Here is a 21157-nt window from a genome sequence, read left to right as displayed (position 1 = left end):
GGGCTCAGTCTTTGGCGGGCGGGCGGCGGCGGAAGGCGTCGAGGCTGACGACCTCGGCGGGGCCCTGCTCCGGTGGCGGCGGCGCGGGTTCGGGCGCGGCCGCGGGCGCTTCTTCCGGCGCTTCGGGGACGCGGGCGGCGAATTGCAGGCCGAAGCGCACCGCCGGGTCGGCGAAGGCGGTGATGGCGTCGAGCGGGATGTCGAGCGTCGCCGGCACGCCGCCGAAGGAGAGGCGGACCGAGAAGCGCTGCGCCTCGGCATCCACCGACAGGTCGCGGTACTGGTGCTGCAGGACGATGGTCATCTCGTCCGGATACTGGGCGCGCAGCCGGTCGGGCATGATCACGCCGGGATGGGCGGTGGCGAAGGTGATGTAGAAGTGATGCTCGCCCGGCATGCCCTCGCGCGACGCATGGTCGAGCGCGCGCAGCACCACGAGGCGGAGCGCGTCCTCGGTCCATTCGTCGTAGGGCAGGAGGCTTTCGGGGATCGGCGTGTCGTCGTCTTCGGCCATGTCGTCGAATTCACCTTGCAGTCGTCATGCGTGCGGGCCGGCAGCGGCGCCGGCGGCTTGTCAGCGGGACTGTCGCTCGTAATGGCGGTAATATTTTTCGGTCACAAGATCCGTCTGCACGACGACGGCTATGTCCGTCGTGTTGAACTGCCAGTCGATCACCGCGCCGTCGCCGACGAAGCCGCCGAGGCGGAGATAGCCCTTGATCAGCGGCGGCAGCTCGGCGAGGACCTGGCGGGCGTCGTATTCGTCGGCGCCGAGGCGGCACATCTCGACATAGCGCGCCTCCAGCGCGCGCGGGCGGATGTGCGCCGGGGCGAGGTGGTGGGCGTGCAGGTAGGAGAGCGCCGGCGCCAGATCGTCGAGATCGGTGCCGTGCAGGCTGGCGCAGCCGAACATCAGCTCGATCCCGTGCTGGAACACATAGGCGGCGATGCCGCGCCAGAGCAGCTGCATGACGGCGCGGGAGCGGTGCGCCTGGTCGACGCAGGAGCGGCCGAGCTCGAGCAGGCGGCTGGAGAAGCGTTCGAGCGGCGCGATGTCGTATTCGTCGGCCGAATAGAAATGGCTGCCTTGGGGCAGGGCGTCCTGCCGGATCAGCCGGTAGGTGCCGACGACGCCGCGGGCATCGTCGGCGATGTCGTGATCGATCACGAGGAGATGATCGGCGATCGCATCGAAGGCGTCCTGGTCGCGGCCGGAGGCGAGGGTCGCGGCGTCGGGATGGGCGCCGAGCTCGTCGTAGAAGATGCGGAAGCGAAGGGCCTGGGCGGCGTCGAGCTCGGCCGCGGTCGCGGCGAGGCGGACGCCGAGATTGCCGACCCGGATTTCCGGAAAGGCCAGCAGGCTGTCCATCGGGCGTTCGGCCGTCATGGTCCGGCCGCCTCGCCGGCGGGCTCCGGCGCGCGCGCGGCGGTGCCGAGGCGGCGGCCGAACAGCTCGATCTTGAGGGAAACGAGTTCGAACCCGTGGCGGGCGGCCACCTTGCGCATGAGAAGTTCGGTCTCCGGCTCGTCGAATTCGATCACCTGGCCGCTGTCCTGGTCGACCAGGTGAAAATGGTCGTGCTCGCCCGACATCTCGTAGCGCGCGCGGCGGCTGCCGAGGCTGCGGCGCTCGAGGATGCCGTGCTGCTCGAACAGGCGCACCGTGCGGTAGACGGTGGCAAGCGAGATCCGCGGGTCGAGGCGGTGGGCGAGGCGGTGCAGTTCGTCGACATCGGGGTGGCCGTTCACCTCGGACAGCACGCGCGCAATGACGCGCCGCGGGCCGGTCATCCTGAGCCCGTTTGCCACGCACAGACGCTCGATGCGGGTCTCCATCCGCTGCCTTGTGGACCATCTCGGCGGCGCGGTCCACCCCAATCCGCGCCCGAGGGCGGGGGCGCTAGGACAGGCGGCGGCGCGGGGTGTAGAAATTGCAGAAGCCGGCCGGCGCCACCGTGCCGCGCACGCGCCGGCAGGCGGCGCCGGCGGCGCGGAAATTGGCGCAGGTCGCGCAGCGCGCGCCATTGCGGAAGGGATGCGGGACATAGCCGGCGGCATCCCGCGTGGCCTTCGGATGGGGGGCGCGCAGAACCCGGGCGGCGGCCAGGGCGAGGGCGCCGCAGAATGTTTCGAGCCAGTAGCGGCGGGGCCGGGGCGGAATCGTCGTCTCCCTGCGGATTGCGCGTCATGTTATCATTTCTGGGTCGGTCATGCACGCAAAAGTTGTGTTCCGATGGCGGCGGCGCCGCGCCGGGCGCGGCGGCTGCATCCAGATTGTCTCGGCGGCGGTAATGCCATAAGCAATGTTCGATGGCGCAGGATACGGAACGGTGACGTCGTCGCCCGGTGGGGCGGTTGCGGCGGATGAGGAGCTTGGCCGGTTGGTCGAGGCCTGCCAGGCGCAGGACGCGGCCGCGCTGCGCGAGCTTTACCGGCGCATGTCGCCGATGCTGATGGGGGTGGCGCTGCGGCTGCTGCGCGACCGGCCGCAGGCCGAGGAGGTCTTGCAGGAGGCGTTCCTGCAGGTGTGGCGGAACGCGGCCAGGTTCGACCGGGCGCGCGGATCGGCGAAGGCCTGGATGATCGGGATCGTGCGCTACCGCGCCCTCGACCGGATCGACAGCGAGCGGCGGCAGCCGGCGAATGGCGGTGAGATTCCCGATATCGCGGCGGAGATGCCGGTGGCGGTGGAGGACGGGCGGGCGCTGGCCGCCTGCCTCGGCGAACTGCCGGAACACTGGCGGCGCGCGGTCGTGCTGTCGTTTGTCGACGGGTATTCGCACAGCGAGATCGCCGAACGCACGGACACGCCGCTCGGCACGGTGAAGAGCTGGATTTCCCGGGCCCTCGGCGCGCTGAAAAGGTGTCTTGAGCGATGAGCGGGTCGATGGCGGACGACGGGCCGGACCGGGCGGGGCTTTACGTGCTGGGCCTGCTGCGCGGCGCGGAGCGGCGGGAGTTCGAGGCCGCGTGCGCGCGCGATCCGGCGCTGGCCGCCGAGGTGGCGGCGTGGGAGGAGCGGCTGCTGCCGCTGGCGCTCGCGGTGCCGCCGGTGGCGCCGGGGCCGGCGGTGTGGGCGGCGATCGAGCGCGCGACGAGCCCGCGCGCGGCCGCGCCGGCGCGGCGCAACCGGCTGCGGGAGATCTGGGACAATCTGTTCGTCTGGCGGGGCATCGCCCTGGCCGGCGCGGTGGCGGCGGCGCTGCTGCTCGTGCTGCCGCGCGGGGCGCCGGGGCCGGCGATGGTCGCGGTGCTGTCGGCGAAGTCGGGCCCGGTGTTCACCGTGGCGATGAAGACGAACGGCGCGCTGAACATCGCGCCGGTGGGGCATGCGGCGCCGCCGGAGGGCAAGGTCTGGCAGCTCTGGGCGGTCGGCCAGGGCGAGGCGCCGGTGCCGATCGGCTTCGTGCAGGCGGGGGCGACAAGGCTGCCGGCGAACGACGTGCCGGCGCGGCTGCGCCGGGCGCACACGCTGATCGCGGTGACGGTGGAGCCGCCCGGCGGCTCGCCCACCGGCAAGCCGGACATGCCGATCGTCTTCGCCGGGCCGCTGCTGCCGGTGGCGCCGACAGCCTCCTGATATCCGGCCGGATCAGAGATCGAGGCTGGTCTGCGCCGGCGGCGCGCGGTCGGCTTCGGGACGGACGCCGAGCGTGCCGTCGCCGAAATGCAGCACGAGGTGGCGTTTCGATCCGGCGTCGCGCCGCGTGGTGACGGGATCGCCGGACGGGGTCGCCACCATCACGAAGCCGCGCGCCAGTGTCGCGTGATAGGACAGGGCTTCGAGGCGGGCGGCGAGCGCGCCGAGGCGGAGCCGGTTCTCCCGCAGCAGGCCGGGGGCCGGGGCGGCGAGGCGCTGGCCGAGCAGGGCGAGGCTGTGGCGGCGGGCGGCGATGATCTCGCGCGGATGCACGAGGCGGGCGGCGACTTCCCGCGCCTGGGCGCGCTTCGCGGCGACGAGGCGGGGCAGGGCGAGGGCGAGGCGCTCGCCGCGATCATCCAGCCGCTGGCGGGCGGTGCCGATCATCGAGGGCAGGTCGGGCAGGGCGGCGGCGGCGCGGTCGAGCCGCAGGCGGACCGACTGGGTGACGCGGGTGAGCGCGCCGGTCAGCCGCGCGCCGCTCTGGGCGAGATCGGCGGCCAGCGCCATGCGGTCGGGCACGGCGAGTTCGGCGGCGGCGGTGGGGGTGGGGGCGCGGCGGTCGGAGGCGAAGTCGATCAGCGTCGTGTCGGTCTCGTGGCCGACGGCGGAGATCAGCGGGATGGGGCAGGACGCGGCGGCGCGGACCACCTCCTCGTCGTTGAAGGCCATCAGGTCCTCGAGCGAGCCGCCGCCGCGGGCGACGATCAGCACGTCCGGCCGCGGCACCTCGCCCGCTTCCGGCAGCGCGCCGAAGCCGCGGATGGCGGCGGCGATCTGGGCCGCGGCGGCCTCGCCCTGGACGGCGACCGGCCAGAGGATGATGCGGCGGGGGAAACGGCGGGCGATGGTGGTGCGGATGTCCTGGATCACGGCACCCTGGGGCGAGCTGACGACGCCGACGATGCGCGGCAGCAATGGCAGGGCGCGCTTGCGGGCGGCGTCGAACAGGCCTTCCTCGGTGAGGCGCAGGCGCAGCTTCTCGATGCGGGCGAGCAGCGCGCCCTCGCCGGCATAGTCCAGCCGCTCGATGATGAGCTGGTATTCCGAGCGCTCGGGATAGGTGGTGATGCGGCCGGTGGCGATGACCTCGACGCCGTTCTCCGGCTTCAGCCCGAGTCGCGCGGCGTTGCCGCGCCAGATGATCGCCCGGATCTTCGCCCCCTCGTCCTTCAGCGCCATGTAGGTGTGGCCGGAGGCGTAGGTCTTCATCTCGGTGATCTCGCCGCGCACGCGCACGCGGCCGAAGGCGGTCTCGACCGTGCGTTTGACCGCGCCGGCGAGTTCGGAAACGGTGAGTTCGGGCAGGTTGCCGGTGGCGGTGTCCGTGGTTTCGCTCATGGCGGCGGACTATGCTAAGCGCGCGCCGGTTGCACAAGCGCAAGGGGGTCGATCATGCGGGTTCTGGTTGTCGGCGGCGGCGGGCGCGAGCATGCGCTGGCGTGGAAGCTCGCGCAGAGCCCGGTGCTGGAGACGCTCTTCGTCGCGCCGGGGAATCCGGGCATGGAATCGCTGGCGAAATGCGTCGGGATCGGCGCCGAGGAGATCGACGCGCTCGTGGAGTTCGCGCGGGCGGAGCGGATCGACCTCGTGGTGCCGGGGCCGGAGGCGCCGCTGGCGCTCGGCCTCGCGGACCGGCTGGCGGCGGCGGGAATCGCCTGTTTCGGCCCGACCGAGGCGGCGGCGCGGCTCGAATCCTCGAAGCGGTTCACCAAGGAGATCTGCGACGAGGCGGGGATTCCGACGGCCGGCTGGGCCAGCTTCACCGATGCCGGCGCGGCGCGCGCCTATCTCGACGAGCATCCGGCGCCGATCGTGATCAAGGCGGACGGGCTGGCGGCGGGCAAGGGCGTGGTCGTCGCCGCGACCGATGAGGAGGCGCGCGAGGCCGTGGCGGCGATGCTGGAGGGCGGGCTGCACGGCGCCTCGGGTGCGGAGATCGTGATCGAGGAATGCCTGATCGGCACCGAGATCTCGCTGTTCGCGATCTGCGACGGCGAGGCCGCGGTGTTCTGCGGCACCGCCTCGGACCACAAGCGGGTGGGCGATGGCGATACCGGGCCGAATACCGGCGGGATGGGCGCGATCGCGCCGCCGCCGGCGGCCTCGGGGGCGGTGATCGGGGCGGCGATGGAGCGGATCGTCCGCCCGGCGCTGCGGACGATGGCGCGGCGCGGGACGCCGTTCCGCGGCTTCCTGTTCGCCGGGCTGATGCTCACCGCCTCCGGCCCCCGGCTGATCGAGTTCAACGTGCGGTTCGGCGATCCGGAATGCGAGACGCTGCTGCCGCTGCTGAGGACCGACCTGTTGCCGGTGCTCGCCGATGCGGCGCGGGGGCGGCTCGATCCGGAAACCCGGCTCGACTGGCGGGACGGCGCGGCGGCGACGGTGGTGATGGCGGCGAAGGGCTATCCGGGCGCCTATGAGAGGGGCCATCCGATCGACCTCGCCGGGGTGGCCGGGCTGCCGGAGACGACGGTGTTCCAGGCCGGCACGGCGCGGCGCGACGGCGCGCTGGTGAGTGCCGGCGGGCGGGTGCTGGCGGTGACGGCGACGGGCGATGACCTGCGCGAGGCGATCGACCGCGCCTATGTCGCGGTGCGGCGGATCGGCTTTCCCGGCGGGTTCTGCCGCCGGGATATCGGCGCCAAGGCGGTGTAGTGCCCTGCCCCTGAAATTCGTGGGTGAATTTCAGGGACAGGCGGGCCACCAAACTATTGTTTTTTTATCAATACGATAGAGCACTACATCCGATCCGGAAGGATCGGAAAGTGCTCTGACCGCCTCAGGCGGCGCGGCGCTCGCCGCGCACCGCCGCGGCCAGGGCGGCGACATCGTCCAGCACCGCCTCGACGATGGCGGGCGGGGCCTTGCCGTCGGCATCGAGGCCGGCGGCGAGCTTGTCGATCAGCGCCGAGGCGACCACGGCGGCATCGGCGAACCGCGCCACCGTTGCGGCCTGGGCGGGGGTGCGGACGCCGAAGCCGACGGCGATCGGCATGTCCGTCGCCTTGCGGACGCGGGGGATGTCGCGCGCGAGATCCTCGGCGGAGGCGGTGCGGGTGCCGGTGATGCCGGTGATCGAGACGTAATAGACGAAGCCGGAGGAGTCGTTGAGCACGACGGGCAGGCGCTCGTCCGTCGTGGTGGGGGCGACGAGGCGGATGAGGTCGATGCGGTGCTGGCGCAGATGCGGCAGCAGCAGGTCGGCCTCCTCGGTCGGCAGGTCGACGACGATGACGCCATCGACGCCGGCGGCGGCGGCATCGGCGGTGAAGCGCTCGACGCCGTAGGAGAGGATGGGGTTGAGATAGCCCATCAGGATCAGCGGCACGGTGTCGTTGACAGCGCGGAAGTCGCGCACCAGGCCGAGCGTGCCGGCGAGGGTCGCACCGGCGCGCAGCGCCCGGCGGCCGGCCTGCTGGATGGTCGGGCCGTCCGCCATCGGGTCGGTAAAGGGCATGCCGATCTCGATCAGGTCGGCGCCGCGGGCGGCCATGCCGGCGAGCAGGGTGGCGGAGGTTTCGCGATCGGGGTCGAACGCCTCGACGAAGGGGATCAGGCCCGCCCGGCCCTCATCGCGGAGGCGGGCGAAGGTGGCGGCGATGCGGCTCAAATCTGTTCTCCGAGATGGCGGGCGACGGTGAAGATGTCCTTGTCGCCGCGGCCGCAGAGATTCATCAGGATGATGCTCTCCTTGTCCATGCCGGGGGCGATCTTCGCGACATGGGCGAGGGCGTGCGAGGGCTCGAGGGCGGGGATGATGCCCTCGGTGCGGCAGCAGAGCTGGAAGGCGGCGAGGGCCTCGTCGTCGGTCGCGGACACGTATTCCACGCGGCCGATATCGTGCAGGTAGGAATGCTCGGGGCCGATGCCCGGATAGTCGAGCCCGGCGGAGATCGAGTGGGCCTCGAGGATCTGGCCGTCATCGTCCTGCAGCAGGTAGGTGCGGTTGCCGTGCAGCACGCCGGGGCGGCCGCGCGAGAGGGAGGCGGCGTGCTCGCCCGAATCGAGGCCGCGCCCGGCGGCCTCGACGCCGATCAGCTTCACCTGCTCGTCGAGGAAGGCGTGGAACAGGCCGATGGCGTTGGAGCCGCCGCCGATCGCCGCGATCGCGACATCCGGCAGGCGGCCCTCGGCCTCCATCATCTGGGCGCGGGCCTCGACCCCGATGACCGACTGGAAGTCCCGCACCATGGCGGGATAGGGGTGCGGGCCGGCGGCGGTGCCGATGATGTAGAAGGTGTCGCGCACATTCGCGACCCAGTCGCGCAGCGCCTCGTTCATCGCGTCCTTCAGCGTCGACGCGCCGGAGGTCACGGGGCGGACCTCGGCGCCGAGCAGCTTCATGCGGAAGACGTTGGGCTGCTGCCGCTCGACATCGGTGGCGCCCATGTAGACGATGCAGGGCAGGCCGAAGAGGGCGGCCACCGTCGCGGTGGCGACGCCGTGCTGGCCGGCGCCGGTCTCGGCGATGATGCGCGTCTTGCCCATGCGCTTGGCGAGCAGGATCTGGCCGATGCAGTTGTTGATCTTGTGCGCGCCGGTGTGGTTCAGCTCGTCGCGCTTGAAATAGACCTTGGCGCCGCCGAGCTCTTTCGTCAGCCGCTCGGCGAACCAGAGCGGGCTGGGGCGGCCGACATAATGTTGCAGGTAATACTGGAATTCCCGCATGAAATCGGGATCGTCCTTCGCCGCCTCGTAGGCCGCCTCGAGCTCGAGGATCAGCGGCATCAGGGTTTCGGCGACGAACCTGCCGCCGAACTCGCCGAAGCGGCCGCGGTCGTCGGGCAGGGTGCGCAGGGAATTGGGTATCGGCTTGTTCATTCTGGCTCTCCGTTCCGCACGGATAGCCGATATGGCAGGCGGATGAAACCGGATCAGGTCTCCAATTCGGTATCCCAGTAGAGAAAGTCGCGCCAGCTTTCGTGCAGGTAGTTGGGCGGGAAGGCGCGGCCGCGGTCCTGCAGCTCCCAGCTGTTCGGCCGGCGCGGCGTTTCATAGGGGAACATGTGGCATTCGCGCGGGAGTTTCGAGCCCTTGCGCAGGTTGCACGCGCCGCAGGCGGTGACGACGTTCTCCCAGGTGGTGCGGCCGCCGCGGGCGCGCGGGATGACGTGGTCGAAGGTCAGTTCCGGGGCGGGCAGGCGGCTGTGGCAGTACTGGCAGGTGAAGCCGTCGCGGAGGAAGACGTTGAAGCGGGTGAAGGCGGGCTGGCGCAGGCCGGGGACGAAATCCTTCAGCGCGATGACCGAGGGCAGGCGCATCGCCGAGGAGACGGAATGCACCTCGTGCTCGTATTCCGACAGGACGGAAACGCGGTCGAGGAAGACGGCCTTGACGGCGTCCTGCCAGGACCAGAGCGACAACGGAAAATAGGAGAGCGGACGGAAATCCGCGTTCAACACGAGGGCGGGAAAGTTCTGCCCGCCGTCAGGCATTACTGAACCGCTCCCAGAAGGGCGACCAGATCACCGGGCCGGCCTCGGACTGGAAACGCCCTGCAATGTTCTGCACCGATTCCATGAGTGAAATATGGCGCCAACGACCCGGGGCCGCAAGGCGGGTTTCGCAATGTCAACAGCTTGTCACGCGGGCGAGGCCGGGGCGGCGAAGGCGCGCTGGAGCGTGAGGGCGCCGAGGGACAGCCCGGAATCGTCGATTCCGTGGGCGAGTTTCGGGACAAGGAGGCTCTCGACCGGCACGCCGGCGGCGCGCAGGGCGGCCTCGGCATCGCGCGAGCGGGAGGGCGGCACGATCTCGTCGGCCTCGCCATGGACGAGCAGGACCGGCGGGCGGCCGGCGAGTTCGGCGGGCAGCGACTCGGGGGCGAGCAGCGCGCCGGAATAGGCGAGAATCGCCCGCGGCGGCACCGCCCGGCGCAGGCCGGTGAACAGCACGGTCATCGCCCCCTGGCTGAAGCCCATCAGCGCATAGGCATCGGCCGGCAGGCCGAGGCGGGCGAGTTCGGCGTCGATGAACGGGTCGAGCGCCGCGCGGGCCCGGCGCACGCCGCCGCCGAGCGCGTGCGGGTCGAGCGTGCCGATCGGGAACCACTGGCGGCCGAAGGGGGCGAGGTCGAACGGGTCGGGCGCGTGCGGGGCGACGAAGGCGGCATCGGGGATCGCGCGGGCCCAGTAGGGCGCGAGGTCGATCAGGTCGTTGCCATCGGCGCCGACGCCGTGGCACAGCACCACGAGTTGCCGCGCCTTGCCGCCGTTCGCCGGGCCCCAGCGCGGTCCGTCCAGTTCAGCCATGAAGTCCTGCTCCTTGCATTTGCGGGGGAGCGTATCATCGTGGAGGCCGATGTCCATCGTCACCCGTTTCGCGCCGAGCCCGACCGGCTACCTGCATCTCGGCCACGCGGCCTCGGCCATGGCCGGGCACGACCTGGCGCGCGGGGCGGGCGGGCGGTTCCTGCTGCGGCTCGAGGATATCGATGCCGGGCGCTGCCGGCCCGGATTCGCCGAGGCGATCCTGGAGGACCTGGCCTGGCTCGGCCTGGCCTGGGATGGCGCGGTGCGGGTGCAGTCGGCGCATTTCGACGAGTACCGGGCGGCGCTGGCGCGGCTGGAGGCGATGGGATTGCTCTACCGGTGCTTCTGCACGCGGGCGGCGATTGCCGCGGCCCTCGGCGCGCCGCACGGGGCCGAGGCGGCCTATCCCGGCACCTGCCGCGGGCTCGATCCGGCGCTGGCGGACGCGCGGGCGGCGCAAGGCGAGCCCTATGCGCTGCGGCTGCGGATGGACCGGGCCGCGGCGATGGCCGGGCGGCTGCGCTATCACGAGGCGGCGGAAGGCTGGGTGGAGGCCGATCCGCGGCCGCATGGCGATGTGGTGCTGGCGCGCAAGGACGTGCCGGCGAGCTATCATCTCTGCGTCTGCCATGACGATGCGGCGCAGGAGGTGACGCATGTGACGCGGGGCGAGGACCTGCGGGCGACGACGGATGTTCACGTGCTGCTGCAGGCGCTGCTTGGCTGGCCGCATCCGGCCTATGCCCATCATCCGCTGATCCGCGACGCGGCGGGGCGGCGGCTGGCCAAGCGCGACCGGGCGGCGACGCTGCGCGATCTGCGGGACGCCGGGGCCACGCCCGCGCAAATCCGCGAGATGGTCTCTTGCCGGATCGGCGATCTCGCCTCACTCTGACAGGATGATGCGTTTCGCGATTTTGGTTCCGACCGCCGGCGCGGCCCTCGCGCTCGGCCTGCTGCTGTCCTCGTCCCCGGCCCATGCCGTGCCGGCGCCGCCCGCGGTCGCGCAGGTGGCGCGCGCGGCGCTGCCCGCCGTGGTGGATATCGAGAGCATCGATCCCTCCAAGGGAAAGGGCGACAAGTCCGGCGAGATGCCGCCGCCCGACCAGGGGGCGGCGGCGCCTTCGAAATCGGAGCCGGCGGACACGAGCACGCTGATCGTGCCGCCGAAGGCCGAGCAGGCGCTCGGCACCGGGTTCTTCATCAGCCCGACCGGCTATATCGTCACCAATCATCACGTCATCGCCGGGGCGAGCGAGATCAAGGTGACGATGCATGACGGCTCGATCTTCACCGCGAAGCTGGTCGGCTCGGACAAGAAGGCCGATCTCGCGGTGCTGAAGATCGACGCGCATCATCCGGTGCCCTTCCTGCATTTCGGCGACAGCTCGCAGCTGGTGCTCGGCGACTGGGTGGTGGCGATCGGCAATCCGTTCGGCCTCGGCTTCAGCGTGTCGGCGGGGGTGGTGAGCGCGCTGCACCGCGACATCGGCTCGGGACCGTATGACGATTTCATCCAGACCGACGCCGCCATCAACCGCGGCAATTCGGGCGGGCCGCTGCTGGACGCGAAGGGGGAGGTCATCGGCGTCGATTCGGCGATCTACTCGCCTTCGGGCGGGTCGGTCGGGATCGGGTTCGCGATTCCGTCGAGCATGGTGCGGCCGGTGGCGGCGGCGATCATCGCCGATGGCGCGATGAAGCGCGGCTGGGCGGGGCTGCGGATCGAGCATGTGTCGGAGGACATGAAGGCGGCCTGGCATCTGGCCTCGACCGATGGGGTGGTGGTCGGCGGCGTGGTCGCGGACGGGCCTTCCGCCGGCAAGCTCGGCCCGGGCGACGTGGTGACGGCGGTGAACGGCCGGAAGGTGGCCACGGTGCATGATTTCAAGGTCGCGCTGGCGGAGATCCCGGTCGGGCACGAGGCGCGGATGACCTATGAACGCGGCGGCAGGACGGAGGAGGCGGCGATCACGATCGAGCCGGCGCCGGCCGCCAAGGGAAAGACCGGCAAGCCGGCGGCGAAGCCGGCGCTGGTTCCGACGGAAATTCCGGCGCTCGGCATCGGTGTGGCCGCGCATCCGGGCGGGGCGGGCGTGATCGTGATCACGGTCGCCAAGGATGGCCCGGCGGCGCGGGCCGGGCTGCTCCCGGATACGCTGATCGAGGCCGTCGGGCCGCATTTCGTCACGACCGCGGCGGCCTTGCAGGACGGCGTGAAGGCGAGCCGGAACGTCGTGCCGCTGCTGGTGGGCGGGCCGGCGGGAACGAGCTGGATCGTCGTGCCGCTGGGCGACGGGGCCGGCTGAAAGCGTGCCCCGGCCGGGCGGCGTGCCCGGCCGGGGACGGCGGCTTGCGACCAGACGATTGAACGGCCTTCCGGCGCGCCGGGCCGTCAGTTCGCGCGGGGGGTGAGGCCGGCGGCCTCGATGCCGGCGATGGCGCAGGCCTCGTCATTGTCCGAGGTGTCGCCGGAAATGCCGACCGCGCCGAGCACGGCGCCGTCGGCGGTGACCAGCACGCCGCCCGGCACCGGCACCATGCGCCCGCCGGTCGCCGCGGCAAGGGCGGTGACGAAACCGGCGCCGCCGGCGTTCCAGCGGTCGAACAGCATGCGCGAGCCGGCGCCGACGCCGAGGCCGCCCCAGGCCTTGCCGGTGGCGATCTCGACGCGGGCGATGCCCGAGCCGTCCTCGCGGGCGAGGGCGATCATGTGGCCGCCGGCATCGAGCACGACGACGGTGAGCGGCGCGAGGCCGAGTTCGCGGCCCCTGGCGCGGGCGCCCTCGATGATGCGGTTGGCGGCTTCGAGCGTGAGACGGGACATCGACATACTCCGTTGGACTGGGTGATGGCGGATGTTTCGCGGCCCCGCGCCGCGAAGTCCAGACCGGGCGGCAGGAAAAACCCGCGGCCGGAGGATGGCCTCCGGCCGCGGGCCGTTCGGGTCTGGCCGGGAGGAAGGGCTATTTCGAGCCCGGCAGCTTCACGAAGCTCGGGAATTTCGGCTTCGCGTTGGCGAGATCCGCCGGCCAGATGACTTTCTGCGTGCCGTCCTGCCACTGGACGTCGATCCACCGGACGTGGCCCTTGCCATAGACGATGCCGTTGGCGAAGCGCGCCTTCGGCCCGTTGAACTGCATCGGCCCCTCGGTGCCGACGCGGTCGGTCTTGGCCAGGGCGGCGACCAGCGGCCCCGCCTTGGTCGATTTCGCCCGTTCGATCGCGGCGGCGAGGGCGTACATCGCGTCATACGTGGTGAAGCCGGTATAGGCCGGCGAGGTGTGGAATTTCGCCTGGTAGGCCTTCATGAACGGCTGCGTCTTCGGCGTGATCGCCACCCCGGCGGCGGCCGGCGCGATGGTGATGACCCCCTGGGTTGCCCCGTTGGTCGCTTTCCAGAAGGTGGTCGAGGTTGCCTGCGAGCTGATGCCCATCAGCGGGATCGGCACGTTCTGCTCGGCCCACTGGGTGGTCGGCTTCACGCCGACATGGGCCCAGCCGGTGATGATCACGTCCGGGTGCATCGCCTCGATCTGCTGGTAGATCGGGGTGAAGTCCGAGGTGTTGGGCGCGAAGCGGATATCCTTCAGCACCTTGAGCCCGGCTTTCGGCAGGCATTTGTTGAAGCCGGCGTCGAGCGGCAGGGTCCAGGCGGCGTCCTCGCTCATGACGACCGCGGTCTTCATGTGGAGCTTGCCGACGAGGACGGATTTCGCCGCATCGCAGATGTTCTGCGCGAGTTCGCCGGAATTCAGGTTGGGCTCGAAGATGTATTTGTGCTGGGCGTAGTTGGCGTGCACGAATTCCGTGAGCTTGTTCGACGCGGCGCCGGTGATGAGGAAGGGCTCGTGCATGCGCGCCGCCCAGGGTTCGAGCGCCAGGCCCACCTCGCTGGTGAAGTCGCCGACGATGGCGACCGCGTGGTCCTCCCTGACCATGCGCTGGAACGAGCGGATCGCGTCCGTCGTGGAATTGTGGTTGTCCTCGATGACGAGCTTGATCGGCCGCCCGTTCACGCCGCCCTTGGCGTTGATTTCCTCGGCGGCGAGGGTGGCGCCATCGGCGATGGAACGGCCGGGAATCGATCCGAGCCAGGCGGTGATGCCGACCACGATGGGCTTCGGCTTGGCGTGGGCCAGCAACGGGAGTGCCGTCAGCGCGGCGACGGCAAGGATGCCCACGGAGTTGCGCCGCACCCGGCGCACGGTTGCAGAACTCATGTTTCTCTCCCCATTATGGTGGCCGGTGCGGTGACCGGCACGGGGAGACTGGGCCGAAGGTGACCCTTTGACAACCCTTGGCGAGGATCGGACCCGCCGGGCGCGTTCAGCAAACCGAGAGCACGGCGGGGGCGAGGGCCGGCAGCTTGCCGGCGGGATGCGTCGGGTTGCGGAAGCGCAGCGCATCGGCACCGTCCACGGCGCAGAGTTCGATCCGCGAGGTGCAGGTGACGGCGACGACCGGCCTCGCCTCGGGGAAGGTGAGGAACTGCCTTGCCTCGCCCTCCAGCGCGAGCTGCTCGCGCAGGAGGCGCCATTCCAGCCGGTCGGTATCCTCGATGAACATCGCGAGGATGCCGGGGCGGGTGCCGGTCAGCCGCGACGGCGCGAGGGCGGCGAGGCGGTTGCGCATGGCCACCGCCACCTCGTTCTCGCTGCCGGCGCGGGCGGCGAGGACGAAGACGCCCTGGCCGTCGCCGGTGACGGCGAGATTGGCCTCGGGGCCGAATTCGTGGCGCAGGCGGTTCATCAGCCCGTTCTCGCTGGCCTGGGCGGCGGCGAGCATCAGCGGGTCGAGCCGGAGGACGGCGGCCTCGTCGTGATCCGAACGCCTGGCCGAGGCGAGCATGAAGTTGATCCGCCGGTGCAGTTCGGCGAGGGCCTCGGTGCCGTCGGTCCCCGCCTCGCGCAGGCCGCGGGGGAGGGTCATTTTCAGCAGGTAGCGGCCGGGATGCGCGGAGAGCCAGGTCTGCAGGTCGGGGTCGATCCGGTCCATCAGCCGCATCCAGGCGGCGCGATGCACGAGGCGGCCGGCCTCGGCGGAGAGCGTGTCGCAGGCGATTTCCACCGCCGCGCCCTCGCGCGTGGCCAGCAGGTCGAAGCTCGCGCCGTCCTCGAGCCCGGCGAAGGCGACCTCGAACCCCATCGCGCGGTGGCGCTCGGCGGTATCGTGCAGGTGAAGCAGCGGGATCAGCGTGCCGTCATCCTCCAGCGCCGCGGCGAGCGCGGCCTCGAAGCGGACGCGCCCGGCATCGTCGAGCCCGGCGGCGAGGGGTTCGAGCGCCGCGACACGGGCGGCGAGAACATGGTCCACCGGCGCGAGGGGCAGGTCGCGCGCGACTTTCTCCGCGGCGAATTCGGCGGCGTGGCGCAGGGCGACTAGCCGGCCGTAACGGGGGCTCGACGCCGCCTCGTCATGCAGGCGCTCGATGCGCGCCGCCCAGGATTTTCGGCCGGCACGCTCGATCAGGGCGTTGACCTGGGTCCGGATGCCGGCGGGCGCGCGTGAATTGTTCATGGACAAATCGTCTACCTCACGTCACGCCCGGCCGCTATCACTTTTTTGCCAGCGGCAGGCGCCCGGCGCCGGTTTCGCCGCACTGGGCGCGGTGCAGCAGCAGCTGGTCGGCCAGAACGCAGGCCATCATCGCCTCGCCGACCGGCACCGCGCGGATGCCGACGCAGGGATCGTGCCGGCCCTTGGTCTGGATATCGACCTCGTCGCCATCGGAATCGACGCTGTGGACCGGGGTGAGAATCGAGCTGGTCGGCTTCACCGCGAAGCGGACGATGACGGGCTGGCCGGTCGAGATGCCGCCGAGCACGCCGCCGGCATGGTTGGCGAGGAAGCGCACCGTGCCGTCCTCGTTCATCCGCATCTCGTCGGCGTTCTCCTCGCCGCGCAGGGCGGCGGCGGCGAAACCGTCGCCGATCTCGACACCCTTGACCGCGTTGATGCTCATCATCGCCGCGGCGAGATCGGCGTCCAGCTTGGCGTAGACCGGCGCGCCGAGGCCGGGGGAGATGCCCTCGGCGACGACTTCCACCACGGCGCCGAGCGAGGAGCCGGCCTTGCGCACGGCGTCGAGCTCCTCGGCCCAGGCCTTCGCGGCCTCGGGGTCGGGGCAGAAGAAGGCGTTGCGGTCCACCTCGTCCCAGTCGAAGCGGGCGCGGTCGATCGCGTGCCGGCCCATCTGCACCAGCGCGCCGCGGATGCGCACGCGCTCGCCGAGGATCTTGCGGGCGATCGCGCCGGCGGCGACGCGCGTCGCCGTCTCCCGCGCCGAGGAGCGGCCGCCGCCGCGCGGATCGCGGACGCCGTATTTCCAGTGATAGGCGATGTCGGCATGGCCGGGGCGGAAACGGTCGGCGATGTTGGCGTAGTCCTGCGAGCGCTGGTCGGTGTTCTCGATCTGCAGGGCGACCGGCGTGCCGGTGGTGACACCGCCATGGACGCCGGAGAGGATGCGGACGATGTCCGGCTCGCGGCGCTGGGTGGTGAAGCGGGACTGGCCGGGCCGCCGGCGGTCGAGGAAGGGCTGGATGTCCGCTTCCGAGAGCGGGATGCGCGGCGGCACGCCGTCGACGACGCAGCCGATCGCGGGGCCGTGGCTTTCGCCCCAGGTGGTGACGCGGAAGAGATGGCCGAAACTGTTGTACGACATGCCGGCTTATAGGCGCCGGCGGCGGCTCTCGGCTAGTGTTCTCCGGCCGCGCGGGGCGGCCGGAGACGGGGCCGTCAGAGGCCGAGGCCGAGTTGCGGGCGCAGCGCGGCGAGGAGCGCTTCGGCCAGCGCGTCGGGGTCCGCCGTTGTGGTGCGCAGGTGGAATTCGGGCGCTTCCGGCGGTTCGTAGGGGCTGTCGATGCCGGTGAAGTTGCGGATCTCGCCGGCATCGGCCTTGCGGTAGAGGCCTTTCGGGTCGCGCTGGCGGCAGACCTCGATCGGCGTGTCGACGAAGACCTCGTGGAACAGGCCGGGCTCAACGAGTTCGCGCGCCATGTTGCGCTCGGCGCGGAAGGGCGAGATGAAGCTGACCAGCACGATCATGCCGGCATCGGCGAAGAGCTTCGCCACCTCGGCGACGCGGCGGATGTTCTCCACCCGGTCGGTATCGGTGAAGCCGAGGTCGCGGTTGAGGCCGTGGCGGACATTGTCGCCATCGAGCAGGTAGGTGTGCGCGCCGAGCAGGTGCAGCTTCGTCTCCAGCGCGTTGGCGATGGTCGACTTGCCGGAGCCGGACAGGCCGGTGAACCAGAGGATGGCCGGGCGGTGGCCGTTCAGCGCCTCGCGGGCGGCGCGGTCGATGGTCAGCGCCTGGCGGTGGATGTTGCTCGCGCGGCGCAGCGGATGGCGGATCATGCCGGCGGCGACGGTGGCGTTGGTCATCCGGTCGATCAGGATGAAGGCGCCGGTGCGCGGGTTCAGCGTGTAGGGGTCGAAGGCGACCGGGGTGGCGAGGGCGACATTGACCGAGCCGACCTCGTTCAGCGTGAGCGAATCGGCGGCGAGTTCGTCGAAATTGTTGACGTTGACCTTGTGCTTGATGCGCGAGACGACGCCGGAGACCGTCGCGGTGCCGAGCTTGACGATATAGGGCCGGCCGGCGAAGAGCGGCGCCTCGGCCATCCAGACGAGGTCGGCGGCGAACTGGTCGGCGACGTCCGGCCGGGCGCCGGGACTGGCGAGCACGTCGCCGCGGGAGAGATCGACCTCGTCGGCGAGGGTGAGGGTGACGGCATCGCCGGCGCGGGCGGCGGGGCGGTCGCCATCGGCGGTGACGATGCGGGCGATGCGGGTGAGCTGGCCGGAGGCGGCGACCACCACCTCGTCGCCCGGCTTCACCTCGCCGCCGGCGAGCGTGCCGGCATAGCCGCGGAAATCGGCGTCCGGCCGGTTGACCCATTGCACGGGGAAGCGGAACGGCCCGGCGCCGGTGCCGCCGGGCTCGATGGTCTCCAGATGCTCGAGCAGGGTGGGGCCGTCATGCCAGGGCATGCGCGCGCTGCGATGGACGACGTTGTCGCCATGGCGGGCGGAGAGCGGGATCGGGGTGATCGTCTCGAAATGGAACCGCGCGGCGAGGGCGCGGAATTCCTCGGCGATGGCGTCGAAGCGCGCCTGGTCGAAGCCGATCAGGTCGATCTTGTTGACCGCGAGGACGACGTGGCGGATGCCGAGCAGGTCGGCGATGAAGGCGTGCCGGCGGGTCTGGGTCAGCAGGCCCTGGCTCGCGTCGACGAGCAGGATGGCGAGCTGCGCGGTGGAGGCGCCGGTGGCCATGTTGCGGGTATACTGTTCGTGGCCGGGCGTGTCGGCGATGATGAACTTGCGCCGCCTCGTCGCCATGAAACGGTAGGCGACGTCGATCGTGATGCCCTGCTCGCGCTCGGCCTCCAGCCCGTCGACGAGGAGGGCGTAGTCGATATTGGCGCCGTCGGTGCCGTATTTGCGCGAATCGCGTTCGAGGGCGGCGCGCTGGTCGTCGGGGATGTTGTCGGTGTCGAACAGCAGCCGGCCGATCAGGGTGGACTTGCCGTCATCGACCGAGCCGCAGGTCAGCAGGCGCAGCAGCGAGCGGGAGGCGGTCATGCTCATCTCGTTCATCAGAAATATCCCTCGCGCTTCTTCTTTTCCATCGCCGCCGCATCGTCGTGGTCGATCAGCCTTCCCTGGCGCTCGGAGACGCGGGATTCGCGCATTTCGGCGAGCACCGCCTCGAGCGTTTCGGCATCGGACTCGATCGCGGCGGTGAGCGGGTAGCAGCCGAGCGTGCGGAAGCGGACCTTGCGCAGCTGCGGCACCTCGCCGGGGCGGAGGGGGAGGCGGTCGTCATCGACCATCAGGAGCTGGCCGCCGCGCTCGACCACCGGGCGCTCCTTCGCGAAATACAGCGGCACGACGGGGATGTTCTCGCGGGCGATGTAGTTCCAGATATCCGCCTCGGTCCAGTTGGAGAGCGGGAAGACGCGCATGGTCTGGCCGGGAGCGAGGCGGGTGTTGAACAGGTTCCAGATTTCCGGCCGCTGCGCCTTCGGGTCCCACCCGTGGCCGGCGGTGCGGACCGAGAAGATGCGCTCCTTGGCGCGGGATTTTTCCTCGTCGCGCCGGGCGCCGCCGAAGGCCGCGTCGAACTGCAGCTCGTCGAGCCCGGCCTTCAGCGTTTCGGTCTTCATCACCTGCGTGTAGGTCGAGGCGCCGTAGTCGAACGGGTTGACGCCGCGGGCGGCGGCCTCGGCGTTGTGGCGGACGATGAGGCGGAGGCCGAGGCGCCGCACCGTTTCGTCGCGGAAACGGATCATCTCGCGGAATTTCCAGCCGGTATCGACATGCATCAGCGGGAAGGGCGGCTTCGCCGGGTAGAACGCCTTCATCGCCAGATGCAGCATCACCGAGCTGTCCTTGCCGATCGAATAGAGCATCACCGGGTTGCGGAACCCCGAAGCGGTTTCGCGGATGATCTCGATGCTTTCCGCCTCGAGCGCCGCGAGATCGGCATCGAGCGCGCCGGTTGCAATGTCGGTCATGGTCATGACGGCCCCGTTTCCGTAAGGAATATCCTTTCGAAAACAGAAACGCCTCCGGCCCGCAAGAGCCGGAGGCGAATTGAGCAGAAACCGGTTCCCGGCCGGGCCGCGGAGAGTATGCTGTGCCCCGCTTGCCCGGCCGGGCGGAAAAACGGTTCGCCCTTACTTGCCGGCCTTTTCCTTGGGCAGCGGCACCGCGACGAACAGGGCCTGGTTGCCGCGCATCACCCGCAGCGCGATCGCCTTCGCCTTCGCGGCTTCGGCCTTGCGGATCGCGGCGACCGCCTGGTCGGGGTTGTTCACCGTCATGCTGCCGACGCCGACGATGACGTCACCCGAGCGCAGCCCGGCCTCGTCGGCCGGGGAGTTCGGCGCGACATGGGCGATCAGCGCGCCCGAGACATTGTCCGGCAGGTTGAGCTGCTGACGGGCGGCATCGCTCAGCGGGGCGAGGGAGAGGCCGAGTTCCGGCTTGTGCATGGCCGGGCCGCTCTGGCTGCCGCCCGGCGCGAACGCCGCCTCGGCATTGGCCGGCATCTTCTCGACGCGCAGGTTCAGCTCGTGCGACGCGCCGCCGCGCAGATAGGTGATGCTGGCCTTGCCGTCCGGCTTGATGCCGGAGATGGCGAGGGCGAGTTCGCGCGGGTCGCGCACCATCTTGCCATCGACCTTGGTGATGATGTCGCCGGGCTTCAGGCCGGCCTTGGCCGCCGGCCCGTTCGGCATGGTCTCGGCGATCAGCGCGCCGTCGGCGCGGCCGTCATGCACGGGAACGCCCATGGCCTGGGCCATTTCCGGCGTGATCGTCTGCACCTGCACGCCGATGAAGCCGCGGGTGACGTGGCCGGACTTGATCAGCTCGTCGGCGATCCGCCTGACCATGTCGGAGGGGATCGAGAAGCCGATCCCGACCGAGCCGCCGGACGGCGTGAGGATCGCGGTGTTCACGCCGATGACCTCGCCGCGCTGGTTGAGCAGCGGGCCGCCGGAATTGCCCTCGTTGATCGGCGCGTCGATCTGGATGAAGCTGTCGTACTGGCCGTCGCCGATGTCGCGGCCGAGGGCGGAGACGACGCCGGTCGTCACCGTTTCGGCGAGGCCGAACGGGTTGCCGATCGCGATCACCCACTGGCCGGGCACGACCTTCGCCGAGTCGCCGAGCTGCAGGTAGGGGAAGGGCTTGTCGCGCTTGACCTTGAGCACCGCGAGATCGGTGCTCGGGTCGGTGCCGACGATCTTGGCCGGCAGCTTCGATCCGTCGGACAGCGTGACGAAGACCGACTTCGCGTTCTTCACCACGTGATTGTTGGTCACGATGTAGCCGTCGGACGAGATGAAGAAGCCCGAGCCCTTGGCTTCCACGGCCTGGGGCTGCTGCGGCTGCGGAAAGGGGAAGGGGAAGGCGAAGGGCATGCCGGGCGGCATGCCGTTCTGCGCCTGCGTGTTGTCGGCCTGCTGGACCTTGAGATGCACGGTCACCGAGACGACCGCGGGGCTGACGTCCTTGACCAGGGGGGCGAAGCTCGGGATCGGCTTGAAGTCCTTCTGGACTTTCGACGTGGCGTCGAACGCCTTGTCGTTGGCGAAGGCGCTGTCGAGCGAAATCGCGGCAAGCGTGCCGCCGGCCAGCATGACGGCGGTGAGGGCAGCGAGCTGCCCGGGCCGGCGGCGGGCGAGGAACAGTTTCATTCAGTCTATCCTTCTTGTTCGGCCGGCGGCGCCGGCGGGAGATG

General features: G+C 70.8%; 20 protein-coding genes. 5 read left to right on the top strand and 15 right to left on the bottom strand.

What is annotated here, in order from left to right; all coding sequences use genetic code 11:
• Window positions 1-4 precede the first annotated feature (4 nt).
• Genes ACRY_RS09100 through ACRY_RS09090 form a run of 3 tightly spaced genes read right to left on the bottom strand, consistent with a single transcriptional unit; the run spans window position 5 to window position 1836 of the window.
• A complete protein-coding gene (locus ACRY_RS09100; RefSeq protein ID WP_007423939.1) occupies window positions 5-514 on the bottom strand; it encodes an SspB family protein in 510 nt (169 codons plus the stop codon).
• Window positions 515-574: 60 nt separating this feature from the next.
• Entirely contained in the window at window positions 575-1387 is an 813-nt protein-coding gene (locus ACRY_RS09095; protein ID WP_007423938.1) for a GNAT family N-acetyltransferase, read from the bottom strand.
• Window positions 1384-1836, bottom strand: a complete 453-nt coding sequence (locus tag ACRY_RS09090; RefSeq protein ID WP_007423937.1) for a Fur family transcriptional regulator — start codon at window positions 1834-1836, stop codon at window positions 1384-1386. Before ACRY_RS09090 ends, ACRY_RS09095 begins: the two co-directional genes overlap by 4 nt.
• A gap of 494 nt (window positions 1837-2330) precedes the next feature.
• Between ACRY_RS09090 and ACRY_RS09085 the strand changes: the two genes are divergently transcribed.
• Both ACRY_RS09085 and ACRY_RS09080 read left to right on the top strand, forming a co-directional pair.
• Entirely contained in the window at window positions 2331-2879 is a 549-nt protein-coding gene (locus ACRY_RS09085; RefSeq protein WP_231295389.1) for an RNA polymerase sigma factor, read from the top strand.
• On the top strand, window positions 2876-3580 hold the full coding sequence (locus ACRY_RS09080; RefSeq protein ID WP_011942168.1) for an anti-sigma factor: 705 nt from the start codon (window positions 2876-2878) through the stop codon (window positions 3578-3580). Before ACRY_RS09085 ends, ACRY_RS09080 begins: the two co-directional genes overlap by 4 nt.
• A gap of 12 nt (window positions 3581-3592) precedes the next feature.
• Here ACRY_RS09080 and xseA read toward each other — a convergent pair whose 3' ends face one another.
• Window positions 3593-4981 (bottom strand): exodeoxyribonuclease VII large subunit, encoded by a 1389-nt coding sequence (xseA, locus tag ACRY_RS09075; protein WP_011942167.1) that lies wholly within the window; start codon window positions 4979-4981, stop codon window positions 3593-3595.
• 54 nt (window positions 4982-5035) lie between these two features.
• Between xseA and purD the strand changes: the two genes are divergently transcribed.
• Window positions 5036-6301 carry a phosphoribosylamine--glycine ligase gene (gene purD, locus ACRY_RS09070; RefSeq protein WP_011942166.1) on the top strand — a complete coding sequence of 422 codons (1266 nt, stop codon included), beginning with the start codon at window positions 5036-5038 and terminating at the stop codon, window positions 6299-6301.
• Window positions 6302-6425: 124 nt separating this feature from the next.
• Here the strand turns inward: purD and trpA are convergent, their stop codons facing one another.
• The 4 genes from trpA to ACRY_RS09050 form a co-directional block, all read right to left on the bottom strand.
• Window positions 6426-7256, bottom strand: coding sequence for a tryptophan synthase subunit alpha (gene trpA, locus ACRY_RS09065; RefSeq protein WP_011942165.1), 831 nt, complete (start codon window positions 7254-7256; stop codon window positions 6426-6428).
• On the bottom strand, window positions 7253-8467 hold the full coding sequence (gene trpB / locus ACRY_RS09060; protein WP_007423023.1) for a tryptophan synthase subunit beta: 1215 nt from the start codon (window positions 8465-8467) through the stop codon (window positions 7253-7255). Before trpB ends, trpA begins: the two co-directional genes overlap by 4 nt.
• A gap of 53 nt (window positions 8468-8520) precedes the next feature.
• Window positions 8521-9081, bottom strand: coding sequence for an HNH endonuclease (locus ACRY_RS09055; protein ID WP_007423024.1), 561 nt, complete (start codon window positions 9079-9081; stop codon window positions 8521-8523).
• Between the two features lie 147 nt (window positions 9082-9228).
• On the bottom strand, window positions 9229-9897 hold the full coding sequence (locus ACRY_RS09050; protein ID WP_007423025.1) for an alpha/beta hydrolase: 669 nt from the start codon (window positions 9895-9897) through the stop codon (window positions 9229-9231).
• Between the two features lie 49 nt (window positions 9898-9946).
• On the opposite strand from ACRY_RS09050, the gene gluQRS reads away from it, so the two are divergent.
• Window positions 9947-10792, top strand: coding sequence for a tRNA glutamyl-Q(34) synthetase GluQRS (gluQRS, locus tag ACRY_RS09045; RefSeq protein WP_011942164.1), 846 nt, complete (start codon window positions 9947-9949; stop codon window positions 10790-10792).
• Window positions 10793-10799: 7 nt separating this feature from the next.
• Complete coding sequence (locus tag ACRY_RS09040; RefSeq protein WP_231295388.1) at window positions 10800-12206, top strand: trypsin-like peptidase domain-containing protein; 1407 nt, start codon at window positions 10800-10802, stop codon at window positions 12204-12206.
• Between the two features lie 86 nt (window positions 12207-12292).
• On the opposite strand, the gene ACRY_RS09035 is transcribed toward ACRY_RS09040, so the two are convergent.
• The 7 genes from ACRY_RS09035 to ACRY_RS09005 all read right to left on the bottom strand — a co-directional run bounded on the left by ACRY_RS09035 (window position 12293) and on the right by ACRY_RS09005 (window position 21113).
• Window positions 12293-12724 carry a GlcG/HbpS family heme-binding protein gene (locus tag ACRY_RS09035; RefSeq protein ID WP_007422031.1) on the bottom strand — a complete coding sequence of 144 codons (432 nt, stop codon included), beginning with the start codon at window positions 12722-12724 and terminating at the stop codon, window positions 12293-12295.
• Window positions 12725-12863: 139 nt separating this feature from the next.
• Complete coding sequence (locus ACRY_RS09030; RefSeq protein ID WP_011942162.1) at window positions 12864-14120, bottom strand: ABC transporter substrate-binding protein; 1257 nt, start codon at window positions 14118-14120, stop codon at window positions 12864-12866.
• Between the two features lie 106 nt (window positions 14121-14226).
• Window positions 14227-15417: a hypothetical protein gene (locus ACRY_RS09025; RefSeq protein ID WP_007422033.1), complete on the bottom strand. Its 1191-nt coding sequence runs from the start codon at window positions 15415-15417 to the stop codon at window positions 14227-14229.
• 37 nt (window positions 15418-15454) lie between these two features.
• Window positions 15455-16564, bottom strand: coding sequence for a chorismate synthase (gene aroC, locus ACRY_RS09020; protein ID WP_011942160.1), 1110 nt, complete (start codon window positions 16562-16564; stop codon window positions 15455-15457).
• A 74-nt stretch (window positions 16565-16638) separates the two neighbouring features.
• Window positions 16639-18504 carry a sulfate adenylyltransferase subunit CysN gene (gene cysN, locus ACRY_RS09015; protein WP_011942159.1) on the bottom strand — a complete coding sequence of 622 codons (1866 nt, stop codon included), beginning with the start codon at window positions 18502-18504 and terminating at the stop codon, window positions 16639-16641.
• Window positions 18504-19430: a sulfate adenylyltransferase subunit CysD gene (cysD, locus tag ACRY_RS09010; RefSeq protein ID WP_011942158.1), complete on the bottom strand. Its 927-nt coding sequence runs from the start codon at window positions 19428-19430 to the stop codon at window positions 18504-18506. The genes cysN and cysD overlap by 1 nt, the downstream gene beginning before the upstream one ends.
• A 156-nt stretch (window positions 19431-19586) precedes the next feature.
• The gene (locus ACRY_RS09005; RefSeq protein WP_011942157.1) at window positions 19587-21113 is read right to left on the bottom strand and encodes a Do family serine endopeptidase; all 1527 of its coding nucleotides are present in this window, start codon (window positions 21111-21113) and stop codon (window positions 19587-19589) included.
• Window positions 21114-21157: the final 44 nt, after the last annotated feature.

The sequence above is a fragment of the Acidiphilium cryptum JF-5 genome, from assembly GCF_000016725.1.
In the GTDB taxonomy this organism is placed as follows: Bacteria; Pseudomonadota; Alphaproteobacteria; order Acetobacterales; family Acetobacteraceae; genus Acidiphilium; species Acidiphilium multivorum.
This window is presented reverse-complemented; position numbering and strand designations above follow the sequence as displayed.

Coding starts and splice junctions, on each gene's coding strand:
- ACRY_RS09100 (WP_007423939.1), bottom strand. CDS start 514: ATGGCCGAAGACGACGACACGCCGATCCCCGAAAGCCTCCTGCCCTAC.
- ACRY_RS09095 (WP_007423938.1), bottom strand. CDS start 1,387: ATGACGGCCGAACGCCCGATGGACAGCCTGCTGGCCTTTCCGGAAATC.
- ACRY_RS09090 (WP_007423937.1), bottom strand. CDS start 1,836: ATGGAGACCCGCATCGAGCGTCTGTGCGTGGCAAACGGGCTCAGGATG.
- ACRY_RS09080 (WP_011942168.1), top strand. CDS start 2,876: ATGAGCGGGTCGATGGCGGACGACGGGCCGGACCGGGCGGGGCTTTAC.
- xseA (WP_011942167.1), bottom strand. CDS start 4,981: ATGAGCGAAACCACGGACACCGCCACCGGCAACCTGCCCGAACTCACC.
- purD (WP_011942166.1), top strand. CDS start 5,036: ATGCGGGTTCTGGTTGTCGGCGGCGGCGGGCGCGAGCATGCGCTGGCG.
- trpB (WP_007423023.1), bottom strand. CDS start 8,467: ATGAACAAGCCGATACCCAATTCCCTGCGCACCCTGCCCGACGACCGC.
- ACRY_RS09055 (WP_007423024.1), bottom strand. CDS start 9,081: ATGCCTGACGGCGGGCAGAACTTTCCCGCCCTCGTGTTGAACGCGGAT.
- ACRY_RS09050 (WP_007423025.1), bottom strand. CDS start 9,897: ATGGCTGAACTGGACGGACCGCGCTGGGGCCCGGCGAACGGCGGCAAG.
- gluQRS (WP_011942164.1), top strand. CDS start 9,947: ATGTCCATCGTCACCCGTTTCGCGCCGAGCCCGACCGGCTACCTGCAT.
- ACRY_RS09040 (WP_231295388.1), top strand. CDS start 10,800: ATGCGTTTCGCGATTTTGGTTCCGACCGCCGGCGCGGCCCTCGCGCTC.
- ACRY_RS09035 (WP_007422031.1), bottom strand. CDS start 12,724: ATGTCCCGTCTCACGCTCGAAGCCGCCAACCGCATCATCGAGGGCGCC.
- ACRY_RS09030 (WP_011942162.1), bottom strand. CDS start 14,120: ATGAGTTCTGCAACCGTGCGCCGGGTGCGGCGCAACTCCGTGGGCATC.
- ACRY_RS09025 (WP_007422033.1), bottom strand. CDS start 15,417: ATGAACAATTCACGCGCGCCCGCCGGCATCCGGACCCAGGTCAACGCC.
- aroC (WP_011942160.1), bottom strand. CDS start 16,564: ATGTCGTACAACAGTTTCGGCCATCTCTTCCGCGTCACCACCTGGGGC.
- cysN (WP_011942159.1), bottom strand. CDS start 18,504: ATGAACGAGATGAGCATGACCGCCTCCCGCTCGCTGCTGCGCCTGCTG.
- cysD (WP_011942158.1), bottom strand. CDS start 19,430: ATGACCATGACCGACATTGCAACCGGCGCGCTCGATGCCGATCTCGCG.
- ACRY_RS09005 (WP_011942157.1), bottom strand. CDS start 21,113: ATGAAACTGTTCCTCGCCCGCCGCCGGCCCGGGCAGCTCGCTGCCCTC.